Consider the following 12,489-nt stretch of genomic DNA (forward strand, 5'->3'; position numbering starts at 1 on the left):
ACGGGCGCCGGCCTCGGCCGGCGCCCGTTCAACGCGGGGCCTGCTCGGCCAGCAGCGTGAGCGCGTCCCGGAGCAGCCGGGACACGTGCATCTGGGAGAGGCCGACGTGCTCGGCGATCTCGCGCTGCGTGAGGTCGCCCTCGAAGCGCAGGCGCACGATCTTCTGCTCCCGCTCGGGCAGCGAGGCGAGCATGCGGCGTACGTCCACGGCTTGCTCGACGTGCGCGAAGCCTGGATCGACGTCGCCCATCAGGTCGCCGCGGGAGGCCTCGCCTTCCTCCGCCACCGGACGGTCCAGCGAGTCGGCGCGGTGCGCGCTCGCGCTGCCGCGAGCCTCGAGCACGTCCTCGACCGAGACGCCGCAGCGCTCGGCCACCTCGTCTGCGGTCGGCGTGCGGCCGAGCTTGGCGGTCAGCTCCTCCGTGCCCTTCTCCACGCGCGGCACGAGCTCCTGGACGGAGCGCGGCACGCGCACGGTCCAGCCGAGGTCGCGGAAGTAGCGTTTGACCTCGCCCAGGATGGTCGGGACGGCGAACGACGTGAACGCGAGGCCGCGACCGGGGTCGAAGCGATCGATGGCTTTCAGCAAGCCGAGCGCCGCAACCTGTTCGACGTCCTCCCGTTCGTTGCCGGAGATGTACTTGCGGGCCAGATGCCGTGCAAGCGGCAGGAACCGCTCGACGAGCTGCTCCTGCGCGTACGGGTCGCCTTCGGCGCGGTAGCGCTCGAACAGGGCGGCGACCTCGTCGCGGGCACGGACGCGCTCTGGGCCGGATACTGCAGTTGGGGCCATACTCCCGCCATGTCCGGCCAGCCGGAGAACTAGACGGGCCATGTCGTAGATGCGACAGTGACGGATCGCCGTCTCATCCCGTCCGAAAGGCGGGAGGAGCGATGGGTCTGCCCAATGTACGGCGGCGTTACGCGCCGCGCGCTAGTTGGACCGGTCGATCTCGAACCAGACGCAGAAGTCGTCGCCGCCGTCGACGCCCCAGCGGCTGGAGAGCTGATCGACGAGCAGCAGGCCGAACCCGCCCGGCTCCTCGACGGCGGACGGCGGGCGCAGCTCGAACGGCGCGCCGCGGCTTGAGACCTCGGCGCGCAGGCGCTCGTCGGCGGCGGCGACGTGGACGAGCACGCGATCGCCGGCGTCGGTCGCGCCGCCGTGCACGACCGCGTTGTTGACCAGCTCGGTGACGATGATCAACAGGTCGTCGAGCTCGCCGCGCGAGGCGACGCCGGCCAGCGTGTCGGCGACCACGCCGCGCGCCGCCGCGCTGGCCTGCAGGCCGCCGGGAAGCTCGACCGCGGCGGAGCGCACGCGCTCGTGCGGCCACGAGCCGGCGCGCAGCTGGCGGGCGAGCAGGCCGGTGCGCCGGCGCGGGAACGGCTCGCCCACGGGCCGCAGGCGGACGCCGTCGCGGCGCAGGACGAGCAGCGTGACGTCATCCTCGGCGGACGGGTTCGCGAGCGTGCCGGCGAGCACGCCGTCGGTGAGCTCGTCGATCCCGTCGGGCGCCGCGATCGTCGCCGCCGCGAGCCGGTCGAAGCCGACGTCCAGCGGCTCGCCGCGCAGCTCGACGAGCCCGTCGGAGTACTGCACGAGCGTGCCGCCCGCCTCGATCGTCTCGGTGCCTTCGGTGAAGACGGGATCGTCGAGCGCCCCGAGCGGCGGGCCGGCCGCCTCGCGCAGCCACTTGACGTGACCCTCGGCGTCGACCAGCAGCGCCGGCGGGTGCCCGGCCTTGGCGTAGCGCAGCGCGCCGCTGCCCGGGTCGACCTCGACGATCGAGACCGTCGTCATGCCGCGGTCGCGCAGGCCGACCTGGAACGCGTTCAGGCGCTCGAGCAGCGCCGCGGGCGGGTGCCCGTCCAGCGCGTAGGCGCGCAGCGCGCTGCGCAGTTGCCCCATCGTGGCGGCGGCGGCGATCCCGCGGCCGGCGACGTCGCCGACGAGCAGCAGCAGCCGCCCGTCGGGCCGGACCAGCGCGTCGTACCAGTCGCCGCCGACCTGGGAGCCGTCCCCGGCGGCGAAGTAACGGGCGGCGGTGGCGAAGCCGGGCAGCTGCGGCACCGCCGCGGGCAGCAGGCTGCGCTGGAGCTCCTGCGCGATCCCGTGCTCGCGCTGGTACAGGCGCGCGCGCTGGATGCCCGTCGCGGCGCGATCGGCCGCCAGCCGCAGCAGCGCCTCGTGCTCGGAGCTGAACGAACGCGCGAACAGCGTGCCGACGTGCAGCGCGCCGATCGTCTGCCCGTCGACCACGAGCGGCGCCTCGAGCGTGGTGGCGACGGCGCCGGCGAGCAGCGAGCCGACCTGGATGCCGTTCGTGGGCGTCTCGGCCTCGCTGCGGGCGCGCCGGCGCACGGGCGCGGAGGCCTCTCCCGCCTGGTAGACGACGACCGTCCCGTCGGCCTCGTTGAGCACGACCGCGGCGGTGTCGGCCTCCAGCGCCTCGACGATCCGCTTGAGCAGCTCCCGCACCAGGTCGTCGAACGCGAGCGTCCCGAGCGCGGCGTCGCTGATGCGCTGGATCGCCGCCAGCCGCGCCGCGGTGCGCTCGGCCTCGACGCGAGCCGCGTCCGCGCGCACCCGCTCGGCCCGCTCGGCCTCGGCGCGGCGGCGCTCACGCAGGTCCTGCACCTGGACGACGATCACGTCCGCCATGCCCGCGCCCGGGCGCGCCCGCGAGCAGCTGAGCTGGCACGGAACCGGCTCGTCGCGCGACACGAGCAGCCGCGCCTCGCACTCGAACGCTGTGGTTGCGTCCAGCTGCGCGATTCCGTCGGCGACCAGGCGGCGGTCCTGCCCGTGGACGAACGAGTCCAGCAGCCGGTCGCGCAGATCGGCGGGCCGCTGGCCGAGCAGCGCCGCCAGTGCCCGGTTGGCCTCGTCGACGCGCCCCTCCAGGTCCAGCCGCGCCATCCCGATCGGCGCGTCCTCGAACGCGGCGCGCAGGATCGCCTCGCTGCGGGCCGCCGCGCGCGACTTGGCGTCCAGCTCGAGGAAGACGGCGACCTTCGAGCGCAGGATCTCCGGGTCGTACGGCTTGAACACGTAGTCGACGGCGCCGGTCTCGTACCCGCGGAAGACGTGCTCGCGCTCCTTGGAGATTGCGGTGACGAAGATGATCGGCAGCGTCCGCGTGCGCGCGCGGCCCTTGATCAGCTCGGCCGTCTCGAAGCCGTCCATGTTCGGCATCTGGACGTCGAGCAGCACGACCGCGAAGTCCTGCAGCAGCAGCGCCTTCAGCGCCTCCTCCCCTGACATCGCCGAGACCAGGCGGCACGGGAGCGGCTCCAGGACCGCCCGCAGTGCGATCAGGTTCTCCTCGCGGTCGTCGACGAGCAGGACGGCGGGCAGATCGGTCATGCGAGCTCCCGCAGCAGCGCGGCGATATCGGGCAGCTCGGCGACCACGGACGCCGAGCCGCGGGCGGCGGCGGGCATCGTCGACGCCTCGGCCGTCGCCGGGTTCTGCACGATCGCGTATCCGCCGCGGCGGCGCACCGCGGCGAGGCCTTCGGCGCCGTCGTCGTTGGCCCCCGTGAGCACGACGCCCACGACCGCGGGGCCGAGCGCGTCGGCGGCGCTCTCGAGCGTGACGTCGATCGAAGGGCGGCTGAAGCGCACTTCGGCCTCCGTGGAAAGCGCGAAGTGGTCCGGCTCGACGAGCACGTGGTAGCCCGCCGGCGCGACCAGAACGCACTCGCTGTGCAGCGCGTCCTTGTCCTCGACCTCGCGCACGTGCAGCGGCCCGCGCCGGTCCAGCAGCCCGGCGAGCAGGTCCTCGGCGTCCTCGGCGCGGTGCTGGACGACGAGCACCGTCGGCTCGAAGTCCGCGGGCAGACCCGCGAGGATCTCCCCGACGGCGTGCAGGCCGCCCCAGGAGGCACCGATGACGATCAGCCGGTACCCGGTCATGTCCGCCTGTAGATCCTCTCAGCTTCGACGACCGGCTCGTAGCGATCCTCGATCGCGGTCCCGCGCAGGGTCTCCTTGCGCCCGAGCGCGAGCACCCCGCGCCGCGGCAGGCTCTCGTCGAACAGCCGCAGCACGCGGTCCTGCAGATCGCGCCCGAAGTAGATCAGCACGTTGCGGCAGAGCACGACGTTGAACTCGTTGAACGAGCCGTCCGTGGCCAGGTTGTGCTGGGCGAAGACCACCGGGCGCAGCAGCTCGGGGTCGAAGACGGCGCGCTCGCCCGCCACGGCGTAGTAGGCGCTGAACGCCTCCGTCCCGCCCGCGGAGATGTAGTTGCGCGTGTAGTCGCGCACCTTCTCGAGCGCGAACGAGCCGGTGCGGGCGCGGGCGAGCACGTCGGCGTCCATGTCGGTGGCGTAGATGCGCGTGCGGTCGAGCATGCCCTCCTCGCGCAGCGCGATCGCGACCGAGACGACCTCCTCGCCGGTCGCGCAGCCCGCGACCCACACGCGCACGAACGGGTGCGTGCGCAGCTCCGGCAGCACGTCGCTGCGCAGCGCGCGGTGGAAGCCCGGGTCGCGGAACATCGCGGTGACGTTGATCGAGAGGTCCGCGAGCAGGCGCTCCATGCAGCCCGGGTCGTGCAGGATGCGCTCCTGCAGGCCCGACAGCGAGCGCAGCCCTTCCAGGTCGGCCCGCCGCCACAGCCGCCGCCGCAGCGAAGCCTGCGCGTAGCCGCGGAAGTCGTAGCCGTAGCGCCGGTACACGGCCTCCAGCAGCAGGTCGAGCTCGAGGCCCTCCAGCTCGCGGTCGTGATCAGTCGCGGTCACCGTAGAGCCAGACGCGCATCAGCGAGACGAGTTGGTCGACGTCCACCGGCTTGGTGATGTAGTCCGACGCCCCGGCCGTGATGCTCTTCTCGCGGTCGCCCTTCATCGCCTTCGCCGTGAGCGCGATGATCGGCAGCCGCTCGAACGCGGGCATCTGCCGGATCGCCTCCATCGTCTGGTAGCCGTCGAGCTCCGGCATCATGATGTCCATCAGGATCAGGTCGACGTCGGTGTCGGTGCGCAACCGTTCCAGCGCCTCGCGGCCGTTCTCGGCGTAGCTGACCTGCATCCCGTGCATCTCGAGCGCGTTCGTGAGCGCGAACACGTTGCGCACGTCGTCGTCGACGATCAGGACCTTGCGGCCGGTGAGCGCGGCGTCGGCGTCGCGCATCTGCTCGAGCATCCGCCGGCTGCCGGCGTCCAGCGACTCCGGCGGGCGGTGCAGCGCGAGCGTCGTCTCGTCCAGCAGCCGCTCAGCCGAGCCGGCGTCCTTGACGATGATCGACTCCGCGTAGCGCTTCAGGCGCGTCTCCTCGCGGCGCGTGAGCGCCTTGCCGGTGTGGATGATCACCGGGACGTTGCGGTGGCGCTCGTCCACCTTCACGCGCTCGAGCAGCGCGAACCCGGACGCCTTCGGGAGCTTGAGGTCGAGCACGATGCAGTCGAAGCGGGTCTCGTCGAGCCGCTGCAGCGCCTCCTCGCTGGAGGCCACGCCCTCCACGTGCACGTCCTCCCCGCCGATCAGGGCGGCGATGCTCCCGCGCTCGGTGTCGTCGTCGTCGACCACGAGCACCGTCCTTACCCGCTGACCGCCGAGCTGTGACGCCTCTCGCAGCGCGTCGGCCAGCGTCTCGGGGCCCGCGTCGTGCGGGAGGAAGCCGGCGGCGCCGTGGGCGAGCAGGTCATGGCGGCGCCCCTCGTCGGCGAGGACGAGCACCGGCAGGTGGCGGGTGCGCGGGTCGCGCTTGAGGCGGCCGAGCGTCTCGGGCTCCTCGCCCGCCCCGAGGCCGAGCAGGATCACGTCCGGGCGGTGCTCCTGCGCGAGCGCGAGCGTCGTCGCCGGGCGCATCGCCACCAGGCCCTTGAAGCCGGCGGCGCGGGCGTCGTCGAGCCGCTGCGTGGCCCGGTCGACGTCGGTGTCGGCGATCAGCGCGACGCGGTCGCCCTGGCTGACCTGCTCGCGGTCGTCCGGGAGCGCCTCGGGCTGGCCGGCGGGCTCGGGCGCCGGCGGGAGCGGCTCCTCGTAGGCGTCGGGCTCGAGCTCGACCGGCTCGGCGATCGCGGGCAGCTCGGCCGGGAGGAAGAGCGTGAACGACGACCCCTCCCCCTCCGTGCTGGAGACGCGCACCTCGCCGCCGAGCAGGCGCGCGATCTCGCGGCTGATCGAGAGGCCGAGGCCGGTCCCGCCGAAGCGCCGGCTGGTCGTGCCGTCCGCCTGCTGGAAGGCCTCGAAGATCAGCATCAGCTTGTCCTGCGGGATGCCGATGCCGGTGTCGGTGACCGTGAACGCGACCGCGTACGGCTCGCGGGCCGGCTCCAGCGTGAGCTTGACGCTGCCGCGCTCGGTGAACTTGACGGCGTTGGCCAGCAGGTTGCGCAGCACCTGGGCGACCCGCTGGTCGTCGGAGATGACCACGGGCAGGTCGGCGGCCGCCTCGATGACGAGCTCGAGACCCTTCTCCTCGGCCACGGGCTGGAACGAGCGCTCGAGGCCGTCGAGCACCTCGGCGGTGTCCAGCGGCGCCGGGTTGACCTCCATCTTGCCCGCCTCGACCTTCGTGAGGTCGAGGATGTCGGAGATCAGGGTGAGCAGGTCGGTGCCGGCCTGGTTGATCGTGCGCGCGAACTCCACCTGCTGGTCGGTGAGGTTGCCGGCCGGGTTGTCGGACAGCAGCTTGCTCAGGATCAGCAGCGAGTTCAGCGGCGTCCGCAGCTCGTGGCTCATGTTGGCCAGGAACTCGCTCTTGTAGCGGGAGGAGAGGCTCAGCTGCTCCGCGCGCTCCTCCAGCGACAGGCGGGCGCGTTCGATCTCGGCGTTCTTGACCTCGATGTCGCGGTTCTGCTGGGCCAGCAGCGCGGCCTTCTCCTGCAGTTCCTCGTTGGTCTGGCGCAGCTCCTCCTGCTGGGTCTGCAGCAGCTCCTCGGACGCGCGCAGCGACTTGGCCTGCTGCTCGAGCTCGGTGTTGGAGCGCTTGAGCTCGTCCTGCTGGCTCTGCAGCTCCTCCGACTGGGACTGCAGCTCCTGCGCGAGCCGGCGCTGCTCCTCGAGCAGGTCCTCGGTGCGGTTGTTGGCGATGATCGTGCTCAGCACGACGCCGATCGTCTCGCTGAGCTGGTCCAGGAAGCTGAGGTTGACCTCGGCGAACGGGTTGATCGAGGCGAGCTCGATCACGGCCAGCACCTGCTCCTCGAACAGGATCGGCAGGACCATGATGTTGACCGGGAGCGCCTCGCCGAGCCCGGACGTGACCTTCACGTAGTCCGGCGGCGCGTTCGTGACGAGGATGCTCTTCATCTCCAGCGCGGCCTGGCCGGGCAGCCCCTCGCCGAAGTGGAACTCATTGGAGAGGTTCTTGCGGCGGTTGTAGCCGTAGGAGGCGATCAGCCGCAGCCGCTCCTCGGCGACCATGAAGAACGCGCCGTGCTGGGCGTTCACGAGCGGAGAGATCTCCGACATCAGCATGCGGCTGACCGTCTGCAGGTCGCGCTGGCCCTGCATGGCGCCGCTGATGCGCGCGAGGTTCGTCTTCAGCCAGTCCTGCTCGGCGTTCTGCTGGGTGGTGTCGCGCAGGTTCGCGATCATCTGGTTCACGCGGTCCTTGAGCTCGGCCACCTCGCCCGAGGCCTCCACCGTGATCTGCCGGGTGAGGTCGCCTTGGGTGACGCTGGAGGCCACGTCCGCCATCGCGCGCACCTGCGTCGTGAGGTTGGACGCGAGCTGGTTGACCGACTCGGTCAGGCCGCGCCACGTGCCCGAGACGCCCTCGACCTCGGCCTGGCCGCCCAGCTTGCCCTCCGTGCCCACCTCGCGTGCCACGCGGGTCACCTCGTCGGCGAAGGACGAGAGCTGGTCGACCATCGTGTTGATCGTGCGCTTGAGCTCGAGGATCTCGCCCTGCGCGTCGACCGTGATCTTCTGCGACAGGTCGCCGAGCGCCACCGCCGTGGTGACCTGCGCGATGTTGCGCACCTGGCTCGTGAGGTTGTCCGCGAGCTGGTTGACGTTCTCGGTCAGCCCGCGCCACGTGCCGGAGACGCCCTGCACCTCGGCCTGGCCGCCCAGTTTGCCCTCGGTGCCGACCTCGCGCGCGACGCGCGTGACCTCGTCGGCGAACGAGGACAGCTGGTCGACCATCGTGTTGATGGTGTCCTTGAGCTCGAGGATCTCGCCCTGCGCGTCGACCGTGATCTTGCGCGTGAGGTCCCCGCGGGCGACCGCGGTGGTGACGCCGGCGATGCTGCGCACCTGATCGGTCAAGTTGGTCGCCATCAGGTTCACGTTCTCAGTGAGCCCGCGCCACGTGCCGGAGATGCCCTCGACCTCGGCCTGGCCGCCCAGCTTGCCCTCGGTGCCGACCTCGCGCGCGACGCGCGTGACCTCGGACGCGAACGCGCGCAGCTGGTCGACCATCGTGTTGATGGTCTCCTTGAGCTCGAGCACCTCGCCGCGCGCGTCGACGGAGATCTTCTGCGTGAGGTCGCCGTTGGCCACCGCGGTCGTGACCTGCGCGATGTTGCGCACCTGGTCGGTCAGGTTGGCCGCCATCAGGTTCACGTTGTCCGTGAGCCCGCGCCAGGTGCCGGACACGCCCTCGACCCGGGCCTGGCCACCGAGCTGGCCCTCCGTGCCGACCTCGCGCGCGACGCGCGTGACCTCGTCGGCGAACGAGGACAGCTGGTCGACCATCGTGTTGATCGTGTTCTTGAGCTCGAGGATCTCGCCCTGCGCGTCGACCGTGATCTTCTGCGACAGGTCGCCCTGGGCGACCGCGGTCGTCACCTGCGCGATGTTGCGCACCTGGCTCGTGAGGTTGTTCGCGAGCTGGTTGACGTTCTCGGTCAGCCCGCGCCAGGTGCCGCTCACGCCCTTCACCTCGGCCTGACCGCCGAGGATGCCCTCGGTGCCGACCTCGCGCGCGACGCGCGTGACCTCGTCGGCGAAGGAGGACAGCTGGTCGACCATGGTGTTGATCGTCCGCTTGAGTTCGAGGATCTCGCCCTGCGCGTCGACCGTGATCTGGCGGCTGAGGTCGCCGTTGGCCACCGCGGTCGTGACCTCGGCGATGTTGCGCACCTGATCGGTCAGGTTGGTCGCCATCGAATTCACGGACTCGGTCAGGTCCTTCCACGTGCCCGCCACGCCCGGCACGTCCGCCTGGCCGCCGAGCACGCCGAGCGTGCCCACCTCGCGCGCGACGCCCGTCACCTGCTCGGCGAACGTGCGCAGCGTGTCGGTCATCGAGTTGATCGTCTCGGCCAGGGCCGCGACCTCGCCCTTGGCCTCGACCGTGACCTTCTGGTTGAGATCGCCGTTGGCCACCGCGGTGGTCACCTGGGCAATCTGGCGCACCTGATCGGTGAGGTTGGCGGCCATGACGTTCACGGAGTCGGTCAGGTCGCGCCACGTGCCCGCGGCGCTCGGGACCTCGGCCTGGCCGCCCAGGACGCCCTCGGTGCCGACCTCGCGCGCGACGCCGGTCACCTCGGACGCGAACGTGCGCAGCGTGTCGGTCATGTCGTTGATGGTCGCGGCGAGCGCCGCCACCTCGCCCTTGGCCTCGACGGTGACCTTCTGCGTGAGGTCACCGTTGGCGACCGCGGTCGTCACCTGGGCGATCTGGCGCACCTGGTCGGTGAGGTTGGACGCCATCACGTTCACCGACTCCGTGAGGTCCTTCCACGTGCCGGAGACGTCCGCGACCTGGGCCTGGCCGCCCAGCTCGCCGTCCGTGCCGACCTCGCGGGCGACGCGCGTGACCTCGTCGCCGAAGGAGGACAGGCGCGCGACCATGGCGTTGATCGTGCGCTTGAGCTCGAGCACCTCGCCGCGCGCGTCGACCGTGACCTGCTGCGTGAGGTCGCCGTTCGCGACCGCGGTCGTCACCTGCGCGATCTGGCGCACCTGCTCGGTCAGGTTCGCGGCCATGACGTTCACGGAGTCGGTCAGGTCCCGCCACGTGCCGGACACACCCTTGACCTCGGCCTGGCCGCCGAGCTTGCCGTCCGTGCCCACCTCGCGCGCGACGCGCGTGACCTCGTCGGCGAACGAGCCGAGCTGGTCGACCATCGCGTTCACGGTCTGGCCGATGCGGCTGAACTCGCCCTTGACGGGCTGGCCCTCGATCGTCAGCGCCATCTTCTGGCTGAGGTCGCCCTGGGCCACGGCGGCGATCACGCGGCCGACCTCGGTGGTCGGCCGGACGAGGTCGTCGACGAGCGAGTTGACGGCCTCGATCTTCTCCGCCCAGCCGCCGTAGGAGTCCGGCACCGTCGCGCGCTCGGCCATGCGGCCGTCCCGGCCGACGACGCGGGCGAGCCGCTGCAGCTCCTTGGTCACGCGCGCGTTCTGGGCGACAAGATCGTTGACGCGGGCCTGGACGTCGCCGATGACGTCGCGCCGGCGCGCGGGCAGCTTGACGGTGAAGTCGCCGTCCCGGGCGGCCGTCAGCGCGACGACGATCGCCTCGAGCGCCTTCTCGTCAGCGGCGCTGAACCGCCGTCCGTCCTCGGATTTCGTCTCACTCGCCACGTGGGGTCCTTCCTCCGTCGGAGCGCCAGGGCGCCAGAGGCTACTCACCTTCAGGCGAATACCGTGCACAGGGTCATGCCGAAGTTCTCGATCCAGGTCCGAGGCTCAGACGACGCGCCGCCGCTGCTGCTGTTGCCGGGCCAGGCGAACTCGCACCGGTGGTGGGACGGGCTGCGCGAGCCGTTCGCGGAGCGCCTGCGGACGATCACGTTCGACTACCGCGGGACGGGCGAGACCGAGGCGTCGGACGGCGAGTGGACGACCGCGACGTTCGCCGAGGACGCGGCGGCCGTGCTGGACGAGGTCGGCGTGGCGCGAACGGCGGTGTACGGGACCTCGATGGGCGGACGGATCGCGCAGCGGCTCGCGATCGACCAGCCCGGGCGGGTGAGCGCGCTGGTGCTGGCGTGCACGACGCCGGGAGGGCGCCACGCAATCGAGCGCTCGCAGGAGGTGCGGCGGATGCTGGCCGAGCCGGACCGTGAGCGGCGACGGGCGAACCTGCTGGAGCTCTTCTACACGGACGGGCGCCGCGAGTCGAACCTGCTCGGCGATCCCGGGCTCACGCCGCAGGCGGCGCGGCGGCACCTGCGGGTGAGCGCGAGCCACGACGCGTGGGACGGGCTGCCGGGGATCACGGTCCCGACGCTGGTGCTGCACGGCAGCGAGGACCGGATGGCGCCCGTCGAGAACGCGCGCCTGCTCGCGCACCGCATCCCGGCCGCGCGGCTGAGCATCACGGCGGGCGGCCGCCATGGGTTCTTCGACGAGTTCGCGGAGGCCGTCACGCCGGAGGTCGTCGCGTTCCTCCGAACCTAAAGAGAGACTGTCCCCCTTTAGGTTTCACCGGTAGCCCGAAACCTGCGATGTGCAGGTCTTTGTTCCTAAAGGGGACTGTCCCCCTTTAGGTTTCTGGGATCACCGTAACGTCGTCTCGGCCGGCGACCGCGGCGTGCGCGGCCGCGCGCAGGGCTTCGCGGACGGCGACGACCGCCGGGAGGCCCGCGGCGGTGGCGCGGACCGCGGTGAAGATCGTGCGCAGCACCTCCCCCTCGGCCACCGGCCGCACGGCCACGCGGTCGGTCGCGGACGCGATCAGCGCGGGCAGCAGCGTGACGACGCCTCCCGAGGAGACGAGCGCGCGCAGGATCAGCGCGTCGTCGGTGCGGTGGCGGACGTCGGGCGCGTAGCCCCCGAGCCCGTTGCACAGCGCCTCCACCGACGCCGCGTGGCCCGTTCCGTGGTGGCCCGCCGCCCAGACCGCGTGCTCGACGGCTGCGAGCGGGATCGGCTCGCCGGTGGTGGCGAGCGGGTGCGTCGCCGGCACCGCCATCAGCACCCGCTCGCGGATCAGGTCGACCCGGTGCACGTCGCGGTGGCGCGCGACCGGCGCGGGGTCGTAGTCGATCCCGAGCACGACGTCCACCGCTCTTGACCGCAGTTCCTCCAGCGCCGGGCGCGTCTCCCGCTGGGAAACCTCGATGTGGAGGTCCGGAGCGGTCTGCGCGAGCGTCGCGAGCGCGTTCGGCAACAGCGCGAGCGCGGGCGTCTGCACGAACGTGACCCGCACGCGCCCGCGCGGCGTACCGCCGAGGCCGGCGAGCTCGGTCAGGATCGCCTCGTCCGCCGCCAGCGCCCGCTCGGCGTGCTCGGCGAGCCGCCAGCCCGCCGGCGTGAGCTGGACGTTGCGCCCGACCCGCCGCAGCAGCTTCACTCCCACCTCCCGCTCGAGCTCGGCCAGCTGCACCGAGATCGACGACGGGCTGTACGCGAGCGTGTCCGCGACCGCCGCGATCGTCCCGCGCCGCGAGAGCTCGAGCAGCAACCGCAGCCGCCGCAGCTCCATCAGCCGACCGCCGCGGGCAGGACGAGCACGACACCGCCCGGCGAGACGTCCGCGTGGCCGCCGGCCGCGACCACGATGTGCGCCGCCCGCGCGGCGGCGGCCGACGAGGCCGCGGCGGCGCGGGGCGGCGAGGCGGCGGCCTC

At 72.2% G+C, this 12,489-nt stretch carries 7 protein-coding genes; 1 reads left to right on the forward strand and 6 read right to left on the reverse strand.

Annotated elements, in window-relative coordinates; all coding sequences use genetic code 11:
- Positions 1–28: 28 nt before the first annotated feature.
- The 5 genes from OJ962_RS02220 to OJ962_RS02240 all read right to left on the reverse strand — a co-directional run bounded on the left by OJ962_RS02220 (position 29) and on the right by OJ962_RS02240 (position 10,500).
- Positions 29–793 (reverse strand): SigB/SigF/SigG family RNA polymerase sigma factor, encoded by a 765-nt coding sequence (locus OJ962_RS02220; protein WP_202953228.1) that lies wholly within the window; start codon positions 791–793, stop codon positions 29–31.
- Between the two features lie 141 nt (positions 794–934).
- Positions 935–3,370 (reverse strand): SpoIIE family protein phosphatase, encoded by a 2,436-nt coding sequence (locus OJ962_RS02225; RefSeq protein ID WP_202953229.1) that lies wholly within the window; start codon positions 3,368–3,370, stop codon positions 935–937.
- On the reverse strand, positions 3,367–3,921 hold the full coding sequence (locus tag OJ962_RS02230; RefSeq protein ID WP_202953230.1) for a chemotaxis protein CheB: 555 nt from the start codon (positions 3,919–3,921) through the stop codon (positions 3,367–3,369). Before OJ962_RS02230 ends, OJ962_RS02225 begins: the two co-directional genes overlap by 4 nt.
- The gene (locus tag OJ962_RS02235) at positions 3,918–4,751 is read right to left on the reverse strand and encodes a CheR family methyltransferase (protein ID WP_270006149.1); all 834 of its coding nucleotides are present in this window, start codon (positions 4,749–4,751) and stop codon (positions 3,918–3,920) included. The genes OJ962_RS02230 and OJ962_RS02235 overlap by 4 nt, the downstream gene beginning before the upstream one ends.
- Positions 4,738–10,500, reverse strand: a complete 5,763-nt coding sequence (locus OJ962_RS02240; RefSeq protein ID WP_202953231.1) for a HAMP domain-containing protein — start codon at positions 10,498–10,500, stop codon at positions 4,738–4,740. Before OJ962_RS02240 ends, OJ962_RS02235 begins: the two co-directional genes overlap by 14 nt.
- A gap of 75 nt (positions 10,501–10,575) precedes the next feature.
- On the opposite strand from OJ962_RS02240, the gene OJ962_RS02245 reads away from it, so the two are divergent.
- On the forward strand, positions 10,576–11,319 hold the full coding sequence (locus tag OJ962_RS02245) for an alpha/beta fold hydrolase (RefSeq protein ID WP_202953232.1): 744 nt from the start codon (positions 10,576–10,578) through the stop codon (positions 11,317–11,319).
- A gap of 85 nt (positions 11,320–11,404) precedes the next feature.
- On the opposite strand, the gene OJ962_RS02250 is transcribed toward OJ962_RS02245, so the two are convergent.
- Positions 11,405–12,346, reverse strand: coding sequence for a LysR family transcriptional regulator (locus OJ962_RS02250; protein WP_202953233.1), 942 nt, complete (start codon positions 12,344–12,346; stop codon positions 11,405–11,407).
- Positions 12,347–12,489: the final 143 nt, after the last annotated feature.

The sequence above is a fragment of the Solirubrobacter deserti genome, assembly GCF_027587175.1.
GTDB classification, from domain to species: Bacteria; Actinomycetota; Thermoleophilia; order Solirubrobacterales; family Solirubrobacteraceae; genus Solirubrobacter; species Solirubrobacter deserti.

Coding starts and splice junctions, on each gene's coding strand:
- OJ962_RS02220 (WP_202953228.1), bottom strand. CDS start 793: ATGGCCCCAACTGCAGTATCCGGCCCAGAGCGCGTCCGTGCCCGCGAC.
- OJ962_RS02225 (WP_202953229.1), bottom strand. CDS start 3,370: ATGACCGATCTGCCCGCCGTCCTGCTCGTCGACGACCGCGAGGAGAAC.
- OJ962_RS02250 (WP_202953233.1), bottom strand. CDS start 12,346: ATGGAGCTGCGGCGGCTGCGGTTGCTGCTCGAGCTCTCGCGGCGCGGG.
- OJ962_RS02230 (WP_202953230.1), bottom strand. CDS start 3,921: ATGACCGGGTACCGGCTGATCGTCATCGGTGCCTCCTGGGGCGGCCTG.
- OJ962_RS02245 (WP_202953232.1), top strand. CDS start 10,576: ATGCCGAAGTTCTCGATCCAGGTCCGAGGCTCAGACGACGCGCCGCCG.